General features: G+C 35.0%; 20 protein-coding genes and 1 riboswitch. Of the genes, 3 read left to right on the top strand and 17 right to left on the bottom strand.

The annotated features are described in order from the left end of the window. Positions 1 to 245: 245 nt before the first annotated feature. From dxs to CD172_RS02380, 10 genes are all read right to left on the bottom strand, one after another. A complete protein-coding gene (gene dxs / locus CD172_RS02335; RefSeq protein WP_103345364.1) occupies positions 246 to 2,135 on the bottom strand; it encodes a 1-deoxy-D-xylulose-5-phosphate synthase in 1,890 nt (629 codons plus the stop codon). A gap of 35 nt (positions 2,136 to 2,170) precedes the next feature. Beyond that, positions 2,171 to 3,052 (bottom strand): polyprenyl synthetase family protein, encoded by an 882-nt coding sequence (locus CD172_RS02340; protein ID WP_103345372.1) that lies wholly within the window; start codon positions 3,050 to 3,052, stop codon positions 2,171 to 2,173. Next, positions 3,033 to 3,257, bottom strand: a complete 225-nt coding sequence (locus CD172_RS02345; protein ID WP_103345365.1) for an exodeoxyribonuclease VII small subunit — start codon at positions 3,255 to 3,257, stop codon at positions 3,033 to 3,035. The genes CD172_RS02340 and CD172_RS02345 overlap by 20 nt, the downstream gene beginning before the upstream one ends. Next, positions 3,241 to 4,587, bottom strand: coding sequence for an exodeoxyribonuclease VII large subunit (gene xseA / locus CD172_RS02350; RefSeq protein WP_103345366.1), 1,347 nt, complete (start codon positions 4,585 to 4,587; stop codon positions 3,241 to 3,243). Before xseA ends, CD172_RS02345 begins: the two co-directional genes overlap by 17 nt. Before the next feature lie 8 nt (positions 4,588 to 4,595). Then, positions 4,596 to 4,988, bottom strand: coding sequence for a transcription antitermination factor NusB (gene nusB / locus CD172_RS02355; RefSeq protein ID WP_060551115.1), 393 nt, complete (start codon positions 4,986 to 4,988; stop codon positions 4,596 to 4,598). 18 nt (positions 4,989 to 5,006) lie between these two features. Then, complete coding sequence (locus CD172_RS02360; RefSeq protein ID WP_037567708.1) at positions 5,007 to 5,384, bottom strand: Asp23/Gls24 family envelope stress response protein; 378 nt, start codon at positions 5,382 to 5,384, stop codon at positions 5,007 to 5,009. Between the two features lie 21 nt (positions 5,385 to 5,405). Further along, positions 5,406 to 6,761 (bottom strand): acetyl-CoA carboxylase biotin carboxylase subunit, encoded by a 1,356-nt coding sequence (gene accC, locus CD172_RS02365; RefSeq protein ID WP_037567707.1) that lies wholly within the window; start codon positions 6,759 to 6,761, stop codon positions 5,406 to 5,408. Position 6,762: 1 nt separating this feature from the next. After that, on the bottom strand, positions 6,763 to 7,218 hold the full coding sequence (gene accB, locus CD172_RS02370; protein ID WP_103345367.1) for an acetyl-CoA carboxylase biotin carboxyl carrier protein: 456 nt from the start codon (positions 7,216 to 7,218) through the stop codon (positions 6,763 to 6,765). Between the two features lie 275 nt (positions 7,219 to 7,493). Next, on the bottom strand, positions 7,494 to 8,051 hold the full coding sequence (efp, locus tag CD172_RS02375) for an elongation factor P (RefSeq protein ID WP_037567705.1): 558 nt from the start codon (positions 8,049 to 8,051) through the stop codon (positions 7,494 to 7,496). Between the two features lie 28 nt (positions 8,052 to 8,079). Beyond that, on the bottom strand, positions 8,080 to 9,141 hold the full coding sequence (locus CD172_RS02380; RefSeq protein WP_103345368.1) for a M24 family metallopeptidase: 1,062 nt from the start codon (positions 9,139 to 9,141) through the stop codon (positions 8,080 to 8,082). Between the two features lie 94 nt (positions 9,142 to 9,235). On the opposite strand from CD172_RS02380, the gene CD172_RS02385 reads away from it, so the two are divergent. Both CD172_RS02385 and CD172_RS02390 read left to right on the top strand, forming a co-directional pair. Beyond that, a complete protein-coding gene (locus CD172_RS02385; RefSeq protein WP_103345369.1) occupies positions 9,236 to 9,838 on the top strand; it encodes a hypothetical protein in 603 nt (200 codons plus the stop codon). A 12-nt stretch (positions 9,839 to 9,850) separates the two neighbouring features. Continuing rightward, positions 9,851 to 10,075, top strand: a complete 225-nt coding sequence (locus tag CD172_RS02390; RefSeq protein WP_060551119.1) for an SA1362 family protein — start codon at positions 9,851 to 9,853, stop codon at positions 10,073 to 10,075. A gap of 62 nt (positions 10,076 to 10,137) precedes the next feature. On the opposite strand, the gene CD172_RS02395 is transcribed toward CD172_RS02390, so the two are convergent. Continuing rightward, positions 10,138 to 10,968, bottom strand: a complete 831-nt coding sequence (locus CD172_RS02395; RefSeq protein ID WP_060551120.1) for a lipoate--protein ligase family protein — start codon at positions 10,966 to 10,968, stop codon at positions 10,138 to 10,140. A 138-nt stretch (positions 10,969 to 11,106) separates the two neighbouring features. Here CD172_RS02395 and CD172_RS02400 point away from each other — a divergent pair, with 138 nt between their 5' ends. After that, entirely contained in the window at positions 11,107 to 11,493 is a 387-nt protein-coding gene (locus tag CD172_RS02400) for a rhodanese-like domain-containing protein (protein ID WP_037567699.1), read from the top strand. Positions 11,494 to 11,625: 132 nt separating this feature from the next. On the opposite strand, the gene gcvPB is transcribed toward CD172_RS02400, so the two are convergent. The 6 genes from gcvPB to CD172_RS02425 all read right to left on the bottom strand — a co-directional run. Next, on the bottom strand, positions 11,626 to 13,101 hold the full coding sequence (gcvPB, locus tag CD172_RS02405; protein ID WP_037567698.1) for an aminomethyl-transferring glycine dehydrogenase subunit GcvPB: 1,476 nt from the start codon (positions 13,099 to 13,101) through the stop codon (positions 11,626 to 11,628). Then, on the bottom strand, positions 13,091 to 14,440 hold the full coding sequence (gcvPA, locus tag CD172_RS02410; RefSeq protein WP_060551122.1) for an aminomethyl-transferring glycine dehydrogenase subunit GcvPA: 1,350 nt from the start codon (positions 14,438 to 14,440) through the stop codon (positions 13,091 to 13,093). The genes gcvPB and gcvPA overlap by 11 nt, the downstream gene beginning before the upstream one ends. Positions 14,441 to 14,451: 11 nt before the next feature. Beyond that, positions 14,452 to 15,543, bottom strand: coding sequence for a glycine cleavage system aminomethyltransferase GcvT (gene gcvT, locus CD172_RS02415; RefSeq protein WP_103345370.1), 1,092 nt, complete (start codon positions 15,541 to 15,543; stop codon positions 14,452 to 14,454). 73 nt (positions 15,544 to 15,616) lie between these two features. Further along, positions 15,617 to 15,708: riboswitch (glycine riboswitch) on the bottom strand. Next, positions 15,695 to 16,264, bottom strand: coding sequence for a shikimate kinase (locus CD172_RS02420; RefSeq protein WP_103345373.1), 570 nt, complete (start codon positions 16,262 to 16,264; stop codon positions 15,695 to 15,697). (Overlaps the previous riboswitch by 14 nt.) After that, positions 16,203 to 16,400 (bottom strand): hypothetical protein, encoded by a 198-nt coding sequence (locus CD172_RS12670; RefSeq protein ID WP_037567695.1) that lies wholly within the window; start codon positions 16,398 to 16,400, stop codon positions 16,203 to 16,205. Before CD172_RS12670 ends, CD172_RS02420 begins: the two co-directional genes overlap by 62 nt. Beyond that, positions 16,384 to 16,739: ComGF family competence protein (locus CD172_RS02425; RefSeq protein WP_169925239.1), on the bottom strand; the 356-nt coding region annotated here is incomplete at its 5' end. The genes CD172_RS12670 and CD172_RS02425, both read right to left, overlap by 17 nt.

Here is a 16,739-nt window from a genome sequence, read left to right on the forward strand (position 1 = left end):
ACGAATATTTATACATCGATTTTACCATACAATCATGTATTAACCTAGTTATGACCTATTTCATAAGTGAAGCTTTAACGTCATTAATTGTATATAAAATGGTGATATTTTCTTTTAGTTTCTAAAATTACAATAAAAAAGCCTTTAAAATTCACAAAAAAGATGAATTTTAAGGCTGTAATAAATTTGGAATTACATTCAAGTATGAAAATGTCAGTATGTCTCCTAGATGCTCGTTAATATATTTATAAGCTTTTAGAATGCTTTACCTCTAGCATGTCCTCAGCAATTTTAGCTATAGATTCTGAAGATAAATGTAAATCTTCTAGGATTCGATCAACATTTCCATGTTCGATATATTCATCATCTATACCAATACGTTTGATTGGATTATGATATCCATGTTCTATAAGAAATGTTGCAATTTGGCTACCTAAGCCGCCGTTTAACATACCTTCTTCTGCGACAATCACCGGCTTTTGCGTTGCGCCAATGTCATGTAGCATGTCTAAATCCATGGGTTTAATAAATCGTGCATTAATAACTCGTGCAGATATTCCTTTGTCTTTAAGCATTTGAGCGGCTTCAATTAAAGTGTGTACCGTTGGGCCGTAACTTATTAGCGTAATCTCATCACCTGGTTGCAAAGACTCCCATGAGCCAATTTTAATTAATTGTTTGTCATCAGATAAGCTTACGCCATAGCCATTTCCTCTTGGATACCTTATAGCAAACGGGCCAGATTGATGTTGCATAGCGGTATGAACGATATGACGTGCTTCATTCTCATCTTTAGGCATGCTGATCGTCATGTTAGGAAACTGTGATAAAAATCCAACATCAAAAACGCCTTGGTGCGTTTCTCCATCTGCACCCACTAATCCAGAGCGGTCAATACCAAAAATGACATTTAAATTTTGACGATCTACATCGTGCAATACTTGATCGTATGCACGTTGTAAAAACGTTGAATAGATTGCAACATAAGGTTTAAAGCCTTCAATAGCCAGTCCAGCAGCCATTGTAACCGCATGTTGTTCAGCAATACCTACATCGAAAAATTGTTCAGGTAATTCGGATTGAAAGCGCGTGAGCTTTGACCCTACAGGCATAGCTGGTGTGATTGCAACGACGCGCTTATCTTTTTTAGCATATGATAGAATTTCATCGCTTATAAACTGACTCCAAGATGGTCCGAGTGGTTGCCCTTTAATTTGTTCACCAGTTTCAAGTTTGTAAGGCCCCAATCCATGCCACGTACCAATTTTATCATTTTCCGCAGGGTGATAGCCTTTTCCTTTTTTCGTTACAACATGGACAAGAACAGGCTTATTTATAGAGTCTGCTGTTTGTAACGCATTCTCAAGTTCATCAAAGTTGTGACCATCAACAGGACCAATATAACGAATACCTAACTCTTCAAAAAACGCACCATCGACAACAAGATATTTGATGCTATCTTTAATGCGATCAGCAGATTCACGAATTTTACTACCACCAGGTAAACGGCTGAGTACCGCTTCAGCGTCAAGTTTAAGTTTATTGTACCCTTGGTTCATGCGAATGCGTCCAAGCATGTTATGCATCGCACCCACGTTTGGCGCAATACTCATTTCATTATCATTTAAAATGATCGTCATATTGGTGCGATCATGACCTATGTTATTTAAGGCTTCTAACGCCATACCACCCGTCAATGCACCATCGCCGATAATTGGAATTACATGATGATTTTGTTTTAAAATGTCACGTGCTTTCGCCATTCCCATTGCAGCAGATAAAGAAGTAGAGCTATGACCTGCTTCCCATACGTCATGTGCTGATTCTCTTAATTTAGGAAAACCACAAAGTCCTTTGTACTGACGAAGGGTATCAAATTGATGCCCTCTGCCTGTTAATATTTTATGTATATAACTTTGATGTCCAACATCCCATAAGATTTTATCTTCTGGGCTGTTATAATGCTTGTGAAGCGCAATTGTTAACTCAACAACACCTAAATTGGCACCGATATGACCGCCAGTTTTGGCACAAGTTTGAATTAAAAATTGACGAACGTCTTCACTTAGTGCTTCTAATTCTTTAACACTCATATTTTTTAAAAATGAGGGATCTTTAATTTCACGTACATCCATTTATATCACCCTAGATTAATGTATGACCAACACCTTTAATTTTGACGTTGGTAAAATAGTTTTAATAGTTCGTTTAAATGACTCACATCATATTCAGAGGCTAATGTATTGAGAATGTCTTCGGCTTGTTGAATATGGGAGTTGAGTTGGTGTTCAGCTTCTGTTTTACCTAGAAGCGTTACATAGGTACTTTTATCATTAAGTATATCACTTCCGACAGGTTTACCTAACTTTTCTTGATCGCCATACACATCAAGCAAATCGTCTTTGATTTGAAAGATAACCCCTAATTGCTTAGCAAAATCAGATAATAATTGTGTAATACGAGGTGGTGCTTCAGCGATGATTGCCGCTGCTACGATAGCAAAATGAATGAGCGCTCCTGTTTTATGTTCATGAATAGTTTGAATTTGAGACAACGTCAACTGCTGACTTTCACTTTGCATATCAAGTGTTTGGCCCCCCACCATACCTAAGTGACCACTTGCTTGTGCTAAAGATTGAATGAGTTGAATTTGAATGTTTGGTTTAAGGTCGTTTTGAGTCGCTATTAATTCAAATGCTTTTGTTAATAATGCATCACCTGCCAAGATAGCCATCCATTCACCGTACACTTTATGATTCGTAGGTTTGCCACGTCGATAATCATCGTTGTCCATTGCAGGTAAGTCATCATGGATTAAAGAATACGTATGAATCATTTCTAACGCAAGCGCAGAAGACATGCCTTTTTGATAGCCTTCTTCACTTAACATATCTAATGTAGCAAGCAACAATAATGGCCGAATACGTTTGCCACCCGCTTCTAATGAATAGCGCATACTTTCTTCTAAGGAGGTTTCCATTTTTGATTTTGGAATACTTGTATTTAAATATGTGTTAAACGTTTCTAGAATGTTATTCAGTATCGGATTCATCATTAGAATCTGCCTCATTTTCCATCATTTTTGAAACTTTTGTTTCTGCATCTTTTAATGTTTCTTCACAGGACTTAGACAGAGCCATACCTTTTTGGTATAAATCCATACTTTCTTCTAAAGAAATCTGATCGTTATCCAATTTATTGACAATAGATTCAAGTTCTTTCATCATTTCTTCAAAATTTTTATTTTTTGTCGTCATTTTGACACCTTACCTTTTCTATTATTGCCTCGACGCTACCGTCTTTCATCAAAATTTCAATAGACTCACCTTTACTCAGTTGCCTGTGACTCGTAATAATGTCGTTATCCTTTTTTACGATTGAGTACCCACGTAACATCGTTTGTGTCGGACTTAATGTATTTAGTCTCTCAACACGTTGTATCAATTGTTGTTCTTTATTTTTTAAAGTTGCTGTCATGAGTTTAGAAAGTTGCAATTGTATTTGCTTCGTGGCATTTTGTTGGGCGATAACGTATTGATGAAAATGTTTAAGATGAAACCGTTGTTGCATCATCGTTAAATTTTGGCGTTCAACCATAAAGCGGTGTTTGATAGCATCATGTAAATGACGTTCTAATTCATCTCGCTTTTGAATGTGCTGTTCATATAAAAGTGTCGGTTGTTTGAATTTATAATACGAAGCATATTGTGTTAAATATTGCTTTGCATGTTTCAAGTACTGTTTCATAAATCGCGTCATAAAAATGCGACTTTGTAAAATAGTTTGAAGTAACTCATGTTGATCTGGTGAAGCAATCATAGCTGCTTGTGTTGGTGTTGCTGCTCGGACATCTGCAACAAAATCACTTAATGTGGTATCTGTTTCATGGCCAACAGCCGAAATAATTGGTGTTTGACAATGATAGATGGCTTTAACGACCTCTTCTTCATTAAAGTTCCACAAATCCTCAATAGAGCCACCGCCACGACCGATAATAATGGTGTCGACATTAAGTGAATCTGCATACTTTAGTTTTTCAATAATGTCATCTTTCGCTGCTGAACCTTGAACAAGCGTACTTATTTTAACTTGTTCAGCTAATGGATATCGATTCGTGAGCGTATTTTGAATATCGCGTATTGCAGCACCCGTTTGTGCAGTTAAAATGGCAATACGAGAAGGGTATTTGGGGATTGGTTTTTTGTGTTCTTCATTAAAATACCCTTCTTTTGCCAATTTAATTTTTAATTGCTCGAACTTTTGATAAAGATTGCCGATGCCGTCTAATTGCATTTTGTTGACATATATTTGGTAACTCCCACGTTGTTCATATACAGACACGCGCGCTTCTACAAGAACTTGGTCGCCTTCTTTAGGCGAAAAATCAAGTTTGGCTGCTTGTGCTTTGAACATCATTGCATTAATTAAGCTATTTTCATCTTTAATTGCAAAGTATAAATGACCACTACTATGTCTTTTAAAGTTTGAAACTTCGCCTTTAATCAATACAGACTGTAAATGTGGGTCTTTATCAAATTTATATTTAATATATTTAGTCAATGCAGAGACGGTTAAGTATGTTGTCATAGTATCACTCAATCTTTATTTATATTACTTAAAACACCGTTAATAAAACGGTAGTGATCATCATCACTATATTGTTTAGCAAGTTCAATTGCTTCATTCATGATGACTTTCTTAGGTGTGTCGCTATGGATGATTTCAAAAGTAGCCATTCTTAAAATGATACGGTCTGTTTTTAATAATCTAGGAATCGTCCAACCTTTGAGGTGAGGTGATATTGTTTCGTCTAGAACTGATTCATGATCTTTTACACCTGAAACGAGCCAATGGATAAAGTCGAAATCTAGGTCAGGATCATCTTCTTTAATAAAACGAATGGCCTCATCAATCGTAAGTTCTGAATTTTTTGTTTCTAATTGGAATAATGTTTGAAAAGCTTGACTTCTTGCTAGCTTTCTACTCATTTCATCTTCTCCATTTCATCATTTGTGCGGTCCATTATCGCTCATTTCAAGATGAGTGATATGGACATTGATTTGTTTAGGGGTTAAGGCAGTCATGTTTTTGATTGCACTATGGATAGCTTCTTGAATTTTTAAAGCAGTTTGTGAAATTTTAGTACCATATTTGAGTGAGCAATACACATTAAGATAAATTTCATTATCTATAATTTCTACTTTTACACCTTTACTTAAGTTTTTACGTCCTAATCTTTCCAATGTTTGGTTTCGAACATCAGTAAACATGCCTCGAACGCCATCAACTTCAGATACTGCAATACTGGCAATGACTGAAATAACTTCGGGTACTATTTCTACAGTTCCAAGATTTGGGTTAAAGTTTTCAACTGATTTAGCCATACGCTATCGCCTCCATAATGATTATGCTTCGTCGTTCATAATATCGTAAATCTCTAAAAACTTAGTGCTGAAAAATCCTTCTCTGAATACAGGATGGCTTAGTAGTCGAATATGGAATGGAATGGTTGTATCGATACCCATTACTACAAATTCATTGAGAGCGCGTAACCCTGACATAATTGCTTCGTCGCGTGTCGGTTGATGTACAATTAATTTCGCTACCATTGAATCATAATAAGGTGGAATCATATAATTCGTGTAACATGCAGATTCAATACGTACGCCGTAGCCACCAGGTGTTAAATATTGAGATATTTTACCAGGAGATGGCATGAAATTTTTATAAGGATTTTCTGCATTAATTCGAAATTCAATTGCGTGCCCATTAATGTTTATATCTTCTTGTTTATAAGGTAACGTTTCACCCATGGCAACTTTAATTTGTAATTTTACTAAGTCTACTCCAGTGACCATTTCTGTTACAGGGTGCTCAACTTGAATGCGTGTGTTCATCTCCATAAAATAGAATTTATCTTCATCTAAATCATAAATGAATTCTATTGTCCCTGCATTGTAATACTCTACTGCCTTAGCGGCTCTAACGGCTGCGTCTCCCATTTCTTTACGCATTGCTTCTGACAAGATAGGAGAAGGTGCCTCTTCAACTAATTTTTGCATTCGACGTTGAATCGTACAATCTCGTTCACCTAAATGTATCACATTACCATGTTCATCACCCATGATTTGAATTTCAATATGTCGGAAGTTTTCAATGAATTTTTCTAAGTATAAACCGCCATTACCAAATGCTGTTTCCGCTTCTTGTTGCGTCATTTTATAGCCATTAATAAGTTCTTCCTCATTACGAGCTATACGAATTCCTTTACCGCCACCACCAGCTGTTGCTTTAATGATGACAGGGTAACCAATGGATTTAGCAGTAGCAACTGCACTATCAATACTTTCTACTAATCCATCACTACCAGGTACTACAGGTACATTTGCACGCTTCATTTCTTCCTTAGCGATGTCTTTAATACCCATTTTTTGGATAGACTTATAGCTAGGTCCAATGAATTTTAATTGTACTGCTTCACATAATTCTGCAAAGTCCCCGTTTTCAGCTAGAAATCCATAACCAGGGTGAATGGCATCACATCCTGTAGACGTTGCTATTGATAAGATGTTAGGAATATTTAAATAAGAGTCTTTAGATTGTTTAGGACCAACACAATAGGCTTCATCGGCTAATTGAGTATGTAATGCATCTTTATCGCCTTCTGAATAAATCGCTACTGTTTGAATCCCCAGTTCGTGGCATGCACGAATAATTCGTACAGCAATCTCACCACGGTTCGCAATTAAAATTTTCTTCATATTATTTCACCTTAAATAATGCTTGGCCATACTCAACCATTTGTCCATCTTCAACAAGAATTTCTACGATTTCCCCTGTAACTTCTGCTTGAATTTCATTAAATAATTTCATTGCTTCTAAAATACATACTGTTGTATTTGCTGAAACTTGGTCCCCTACTTGTACATATGGATTTTCTTCTGGAGAAGGTGATTTATAAAATGTACCTACCATCGGTGCTGTAATTGTTTGTAGGTTATCTGTTTGAGGCGCTTCGTTATTTGTTGGTGCAGATGGTGCTGACGCTTCTTGAGCCGGTGCAGCTACTGGTGTTTGAGAAACATGTGCAACCTGTTGTGTTACCACTTCTTTCTCTTTCTTTAAATTAACGATTGTACCTTTATCTTCAATATTAATTTCAGTTAAATTAGAGCCATCTAAGATTTCAATTAACTCTTTAATCTCTTTAAAATTCATAATGTTTCTCCCTTATGATTGAATTATTTCTATCTTACTATTTTACTTGAGGATATTGACCAATTCAAGCAAATACCCAATGTGATCTACAGATAAAAAGGCTGGGACATCTTGTGTCCTAGCCCCTGTATGTCTTATTTGGACAAGAAATAAAATGAAAATTTTTAAATCACATCTTGTCTTATTCATTTTATTATTATTATTGATTCATGTATTTCATACGCGCTTTTAGCCTTGAAAAAGGTGAGTCAACGTATACACATGCACAAGAATAATTACGCTCTAGATACATAACTTCCATCAGTTGTATTAATAACTAATGTATCACCCTCATTAACAAATAGAGGAACGTTTAATGTATAGCCTGTTTCTACAGTAGCGGATTTAGTCGCACCCGTAGCTGTATCACCTTTGATACCTGGTTCTGTTTCAGTTACTTCAAGCTCAACTGTTTTAGGTAGTTCTACACCAATTGTTTCACCTTCATAAGTTTGGATGTGAACGTCCATGTTTGCTTTTAGGAATTTTAATTCGTATTCTAAGTAATCTGTTGTTAATTCAGTTTGTTCAAAAGATTCATTGTCCATGAATACGTGATTGTCACCATCAGCATATAAATATTGCATACGACGGTTTTCGATCATAGCAGGTTCAACTTTTTCACCTGCGCGGAATGTTTTTTCTTGAATCGCACCTGTTCGTAAGTTTCGTAATTTTGATCTTACAAATGCTGAACCTTTACCTGGTTTAACGTGTTGAAATTCAATGACTTTCCAAATGCCATTATCAACTGAAATTGTTAAACCTGTTTTGAAATCATTTACTGAAATCATGAAATTTCCTCCTCAAGTATCACTCTTCTTATAAAATAATAAGATCTTTTGTACAATTAGTAAAGCGTCTGCTTCCATTTTCTGTAATTAATATATCATCTTCTATTCTTACGCCACCCAATCCTTCTACATAAATACCGGGTTCAATTGTGACGACATGGTTTGGTTCTAACACTGTGTCAGATTTTGGCGATACATTTGGATACTCATGTACGTTAAGGCCGACACCATGACCTAATGAGTGTCCAAAATGTTTGCCGTAACCCGCTGCCTCTATTATATTTCGAGCGATTGAATCCACTTCTTTTCCAGTTAATCCAGGTCTAATTTGATTGACAGCTGTCATTTGGCTCTCAAGCACAATTTCATAAATTTCTTTCATTTGGGCACTTGGTTCACCTACCGCAAACGTACGTGTAATATCTGAAGCGTAGCCGTCATAATAAGCCCCAAAGTCTAATGTAACCATATCACCTCGTTCAATGACTTTATTGGAAGCAAGTCCATGAGGTAATGCACCTCGATAACCTGAAGCAACAATGGTATCAAATGACGTTTTTTCAGAACCTAAATGTAACATTTTACTTTCTAAATGAGCTTTGACGTCGATTTCAGTCATACCTGGTTCTACAATTTTTAATATGTATTGATAGGCTTCATCTACTATTTGAGCCGCTTTATCAATTGCTTTAATTTCGGATTCATCTTTAACCATTCGAATCAACTCAATTTCATCATCCAATGAAATCAGATCATGCTTACCTTTATCTAATGTTAAAAAAGTGTCATATGATACAAGGTGACTTTCAAAACCAACATGAGATAAATTTGCTTTGTCAATTTGGTAAAGCAGGTCTTCGTATAATGGTTTTGTATGCTGAATGATTTTAAATTGAGGTGCTTGTTTTGTGGCTTGTTCGATATATCTAAAGTCAGTGATGAGTAAATTCTGATCATGAGTGATAAGAAGTGCGCCACTAGTACCTTTAAAACCAGAAAGATAACGTCTGTTTAAATCAGATAGTACGATAATACCATCAAGCTGTTTCTTTTTCATAACTGCTTTTATTTTAGAAATTCTATTCTCCATACTGGAAATCCCCCTTATTTATTTGTGATTACTTCTATGATACCTTAAAATAAATAATTGTATAAAGAAAAACATTGAATTATAGGAGTCGCGTATGAAAAAGATAGCATTCGTTTGTATGGCATCCTCTCTCTTTTTAGCGAGTTGTGGAAGTCAAAATTTATTGCCATTAGAACAAAAAAGTACAAAATTAAGTGATGATAACCATGAACTAAAACTTGAAAACCAAGAACTTAAAAGTGAAATTTCTAAAAAACAACAAAAATTAAAAGCGTTGAATAAGGATAATGAAAATAAAGGTCAAGCGCAAAAAAATCAAACGATGACTAACTATTTAACATTGTCTTCAGATTATTATAAAGAGCTGACAAATCTTATCAATAATTATAATAAGATAGATAATGACATTTTGAAAAATAAGAAGAACAATGACATAAGTGATCAACTGGATGCCATCATAAGTGACCATGACGATGCAGTAAAAACTTATGAGGATGGATTAGATGAAAAGGCTTTAAAAAAAGACAAAGAAATGAAAAAGCAAGACGAGGATATAAAAAAATTGCAAAAACAAATCAAATCTGCTTTTAATAAAATTAAATCAGGTTATGATCATAAAGATGAACAAAAAATTAGAGAAGGACGACAATCATTAACTCAATTAGAGGTAAATGTGAAGTCTACAGAAAATCATTAAAGGAGCATCAAGATGAGATTATTACAGACGATTTTGATTGGCTTTGTTGTTATAGTCGCTTTTATCGGTCTTATTTTTAATATCGATGCGTTTATATTTAGCATTGTGAATACACTCTTAATGTTATTACTCATAGTTGGTATTATCTATGCGATATACTACTTTTATTTTTTAACACCAGATCAACGTAAATATAAAAAAGCAGTTTGGAAAAATAAATGGAAACGAAGACGTTAAATTAAAAGATAACACGAGTAAAGCCATACAACAATGATGCTATCGGCCTTACTCGTGTTAATCTATTTACGGTATAAAAATTCATGTGATTTATATTTTTCACATAGTGCTTCAATTTCTTGATGTTGGGCCTCTGTTAATTCTAAAGGTTTAAATGTAATATCTAATCCCTTCTTAAAACCCTCAGCAAAGGCTTCTTCCATCTCCGACAAAGTAACGTTTTTATTTGAGAGGTCGTTAATGGCAATCGCTTTTTCAACAAAAGCTTCTTTCATTTTATTCTTTAAGCGATCATTTTTAAAAATGAACATATCAAACAAGTCATCTATATCAACATCTTGTAATATAGAACCATGTTGTAAAATGACGCCTTTTTGACGTGTTTGGGCGCTCCCGGCAATTTTTTTGCCTTCAACTACAAGTTCATACCAACTTGGCGCATCAAAACAAACCGAGCTTCTAGGTTGTTTTAATTTTTCACGTTCTTCTTTTGATTTAGGAACTGAAAAATATGCATCAAACCCTAGGCGTTTAAACCCTTCTAATAAACCTGTTGATATAATGCGATATGCCTCAGTCACAGTTTTAGGCATACGTGGGTGTGCTTCAGGCACGATGACACTATAAGTTAATTCTTTATCATGCAAAACACCCCGACCGCCAGTTTGTCTTCTCACTAGACCATAGCCCTTTTCTTTTACTTTAGAAATATCAATTTCTTTCTCAAGACGTTGAAAGTACCCAATTGAAAGCGTCGGTGGATCCCAAGTATAAAAACGTATAACTGGATCAATCTCTCCACGAGAGACAAAGTTTAAAAGCGCCTCATCAAAAGCCATATTATAATATGGATCGCGTCTCCCTGTATTTATAAAATGCCATGTTTCAGTCATACGTATGATTCCCCCATTACATCATATAAAATAATATTATGTTTAGTGATAAGTAGGAAATAATATCGTTAAAAAATTTTGATAAATTCCTGCTTCACCTTTATAATAATAATATCGGTATTTTAGGGAGGATGCAAGATGAGCAACGTTATGACAATTGCCATAATCGTCCTTGTAGCTGTCATCGCATGGATGTTATTAAACTTCTTCTTGAATAAAAAAGCAGTCAAAGAACTTAATCAAGATGAGTTTCAACAAGGTTTGCGTAAAGCGCAAGTGATTGATTTACGAGAAAAAGCAGATTATGATTACGGACATGTCAATGGTGCACGGAACATCCCGATGACTATGTTTCGTCAAAGATATCAAGGGCTTCGTAAAGACCAACCTATTTATTTGATTGATGCAAATGGTATTGCGAGTTACCGAGCGGCCCGTTCATTAAAGAAAAAAGGCTATAAGGATATTTATATGCTTAAAGGCGGCTATAAAAAATGGACAGGCAAAATCAAATCAAAGAAATAAGCGTTTACGAACGTGAGACATTTTACGGTCTCACGTTTTTTATGTAGATTTAATCATTACCTTAATTTCCATATGTATGTAAAAAGGACTAGAACGTTTATATGTGTTCTAGTCCTTTTTAATTAAAGTAATTTACGCTTTTTCAGCTTTTAAATCTTCAAATTTTAAAATTGGTTTACGTGCCGCTGTCGTCTCATCAAGACGATCGATAATTGTTGTATGAGGTGCTTCTAGCACTTTATCTGGATCTTCCTCTGCTTCTTTAGCAATTTGTAATAACGCATCACAGAAGTAATCTAAAGTTTCTTTAGATTCCGTTTCAGTAGGCTCAATCATCATACCTTCTTCAACGTTTAATGGGAAATAAACTGTTGGTGGATGTACACCAAAGTCTAATAAACGTTTCGCCATATCTAACGTACGCACACCCAATTTTTTCTGTTTAGATCCACTTAAAACAAATTCATGCTTACAGTATTGATCAAATGGAATAATAAATGCATCTTTTAAACGCGCTTTAATATAGTTCGCATTGAGTACAGCTGCTTCAGATACTTCTTTCAAACCTTTGTATCCCATAGTGCGGATATAAGTGTACGCACGTAAATAGATACCGAAGTTACCGTAGAATGGTTTGACACGTCCGATAGAATGTTCAATGTCATTATCATACACAAAACGATCGCCATCTTTTACAACAAGTGGTTTTGGTAAGAATTGACGTAATTCTTTCTTAACACCGATTGGGCCTGAACCCGGACCACCACCGCCATGTGGGCCAGTAAATGTTTTGTGTAAGTTAAGGTGAACGGCATCAAAGCCCATGTCACCAGGACGTACTTTATCCATGATGGCGTTTAAGTTGGCACCATCGTAATATAGTAAACCGCCAGCTTCATGTACGATGTCACGAATTTCCATAATATTCGTTTCAAAGATACCAAGTGTATTAGGATTAGTTAACATGATTGCAGCTGTTTTTTCACTAACAAGCTCTTTTAAGTGATCAATGTCTACTTCGCCTTTTTCATTTGATTTAACCGTAACCGCTTTAAAACCAGCAAAATGTGCTGACGCAGGGTTTGTACCATGAGCTGAGTCTGGAACTATCACTTCGTCTCGCTCTACGTCACCATTTTTTAAGTGATATGCTTTGAAAATCATGAGTGCTGTCCATTCACCATGAGCACCAGCAGCAGGTTGAAGTGAAATTTCATCCATTCCTGTAATTTCTTTTAATTCTTCTTGAAGACTGTAAATAATTTCAAGTGAACCTTGAACTTGATCAACATCTTGTAAGGGATGAGATTCAGTAAAACCGCCTAAACGTGCAACTTTTTCATTGATTTTAGGGTTATATTTCATCGTACATGAGCCGAGTGGATAGAAACCATTATCTACACCAAAGTTTTTATTAGACAATTCGGTATAGTGACGAACGAGGTCAAGTTCTGCTACTTCTGGAAATTCTGCTTTGTTTTTACGAATGAATTTTTGATCTAAAATTTTCTCTGCTACACCGTTGTTGATTTCTTTTGGTGGTAATGAATATGCAAATCTTCCTTCTTTAGAGCGTTCGAAAATTAATGGACTTGATTTACTTACCATTGAGCTCACCTGCTTTCTTAACAAATGTATCAATTTCATCTTTAGTACGTAATTCAGTTACGGCTACTAACATATGGTTTTCAAATTGCGCATCTACAACGCCTAAATCAAAACCACCGATGAAGCCTTCATCTAATAACTTTCTATTAATTTCTTCAATAGGTTGATTGAATTTAACAACGAACTCGTTGTAAGATGTGCCGTCTAGGACGTCAAACCCATTTTCTTTGAATTGGTCTTTGGCATAGTTTGCATTTTCAATATTTTGAATCGCTATGTCTTGAAGACCTTGTTTACCTAAAGCTGACATTGCAATTGAAGAAGCAAGTGCATTTAAAGCTTGGTTAGAACAAATATTTGAAGTCGCAGTTTCACGACGAATATGTTGTTCGCGAGCTTGTAAAGTTAAAACAAAACCTCTGTTACCATGGTCATCTTGTGTTTGCCCAACTAAACGACCAGGAATTTTACGCATTAGTTTTTTTGTAGTTGCGAAATAACCGCAGTGTGGGCCACCAAATTGAGAAGGAATACCAAATACTTGCGTATCACCCACAACGATATCAGCACCAAACTCACCTGGAGGTGTAAGCAATCCTAAAGCTAAAGGATTCGCGTATACGATAAATAATGCTTTTGTTCCTTCGATAAATGATTTAATTTGTTCTAAATCTTCTATCGATCCATAGAAGTTTGGATATTGAACAGCAACTGCAGCTGTATCTTCATCAACAACTTCTTTAAGTTTAGATAAATCAGTTATCGTACCATCTAAATCAACTTCAACGACTTCATATTGCTCGCGTATATTTGAATACGTGTGTAAAACTTGTAATGCTTGATAGTGCATACCTTTAGAAACAACGAGTTTTCTTTTTTTCGTTTTATCCCAAGCTAAAATACAAGCTTCAGCAAAACTAGTAATACCGTCATACATAGAAGAGTTAGCAACATCCATGCCTGTTAATTCACAAATCATCGTTTGGAATTCAAAAATAGCTTGTAATTCCCCTTGTGAAATTTCAGGTTGATATGGTGTATATGCAGTATAAAACTCTGAACGAGAAATCATTGCGTCAACTACTGATGGCGTATAATGATCATATACACCTGCACCTAAGAAACTTGTATGTGTTTCTTTAGTGATGTTTTTATTCGCAACTCGATTCAAACGTTTTAAAAGTTGTGTTTCAGGCTCTGCATCAGCAATGTTTAAATCTCTGTCTAAATAGACGTTTTTTGGAACATCTCCAAATAATTCCGAAATAGAATTAACGCCGATGGTATCTAACATTTCTTTTCTGTCTTTTTCAGTTAATGGTATATAACGATGACTCAATGTCTCCACCCCTATTTTTCAATTTGGTTTTTCTTAACGATTTTTGCTTTTACTTCGCGTTTACGCACTTGAACAGTAAGTTCTTTCCCCATCTCAAATTCACTACGTTCAATAAGACCTAAGCCGATAGAATGACCTGTTGAAGGTGATTGAGTACCAGATGTAACGATGCCAATTTCTTTACCCTCCGAATTTAAAATGGCATAACCAGTACGTGGGATACCTTTATCAATCATTCTTAAACCGACAGTACGACGTGGTGCCCCATTTTCTTTTTGTTCTTTTAAAACGGTTTTACCTATAAAATCGTCTTCGATTAATGGTTTAACAGCAAATGCAATTCCACCTTCATAAGGGGTAATATCTTCTGTTAAATCTTGACCATGTAATGGGAGACCAGCTTCTAAGCGTAATGTGTCACGAGCACCTAATCCACATGGCGTAACTGCTTCTTTAAGAAGTTCTTCCCATAAAGTTGTTGTATCTTCAGCTTTACAATAAATTTCAAAACCATCTTCACCCGTATATCCAGACTGAGACAGAATGACATTTTTACCAAATAAGTCAACGTTTTGTTTGAATTCAAACATTTTCATTTGACTTAAATCTTCAGATACATGTTTTTGTACGATTTCGCGTGCATGTGGACCTTGAATAGCTAGTTGTCCATATTGGTCAGAAACGTTTTGAACAGTAGCATCAAATGCATCTGCATGTTTTTGAATCCAATTGAAGTCTTTTTCTGTATTTGCAGCATTTACAACGAGTAAATATTTGTTGTCAGCCAATTTATAAGCAACTAAATCGTCGATAACGCCACCTTTTTCATTACATAATGTTGTATAGTGTGCGTTTTGTGTAGTGAGTAATGTCACATCATTAGTTAAAACATATTGAACTAATGCTTCTGCTTGCTTACCTTCAACTAAAATTTCCCCCATATGGCTTACATCAAATAAGCCAGCAGCTGAACGTACAGCATTATGTTCCTCTTTGATACTCGAAAATTGGACAGGCATTGCCCAACCACCAAATTCTACAATTTTCGCACCTGCATCAACATAATGTTGATATAATGGTGTCTGTTTTAAATTTTCCACCATGATACACCCTCCTCTTAATAATGAAAAAACAGGGAAGTAAAGTTACTTCCCTGTTGCGATACCTTCAGGAATGCGTCACAATATTATCCTTTTGCCTGAGAGATTCGTAAATAAATACTTGCTCCTTCGGCGATGGTATAAACCATTCTCTCTAATATTGATCATTCGCAAGTAGTGCTTGATATATTTCATTAAGAATTTCACTTGACTTATTATCAGTATTCACCTTAATGAATGCGATTTCATTATATCTTGAAATACGACTTAAATACAAGTTTTTTAAATTTGAAAACGATTTATTATGCGCATTTGGACGATTTTCATCATTTTCGATTCTTTCATGTAAAACTTCAAAAGGTGCATCTAACCATACGACTGTTTCGACATATTGTTTTAATAAATTAAAGCTGTTTTCGTATTCAATGATGCCGCCGCCAGTAGCAATAATCTGAGGTGTAGACATATGGGCGCTCAGCTGTTCAAATTCTAATTTGCGAAACCCTTGTTCTCCAAATGTTTTAAAGATTTGAGGAATCGTTTGTTGAGCGCTTTCTTCAATTTTAGCATCAAGGTCAATGAATGGTAAATTGAATTGTTCAGCTAACATTTTACCAATGGTAGTTTTACCAGACCCCATAAATCCTATTAATATAATAGATTTATTTCGAATGTTCAATATTACTCTTCCTTTCACTGACCAACGTGTCAATCGCTTTGTCATAATAGTCATTTAATGCATCTAATGCATTTAATTTTAAACTAAATACAACCAAATAAAAAGATGTAACGAGTAAATAAATACTGAATAATGCAAAAACAATTGGCAATGTAAAGCCTGACTTACAAAATAACTTCATGAGTACGTGTACCATGTCCTTCTTTATATTTAACCCTCATTATAATATGACGGTCTTCTCGATAAAAATTTAAAGCCAATACATCATTAAACATGGTGATATTCCCTTTATTATTGACTGATTTAACAATTTTAGAATTTTCAAATGAATAAGAAATAGTTTCAACTTTATAAGGAATTGTTAATTTAGATTGATTAACTGAAATAATTTTATGATCTACTGAATGAACGGTTTGACCTATTTCTCTAATCATCATTTCTAAAGTATATGTTCGGTCATGTATAAGTAATGATTTAAATTGAAATAGAACTACAATACAAATAGGCACTAATGTTATTA

It is taken from the genome of Staphylococcus agnetis, assembly GCF_002901865.1.
Classification (GTDB): Bacteria; Bacillota; Bacilli; order Staphylococcales; family Staphylococcaceae; genus Staphylococcus; species Staphylococcus agnetis.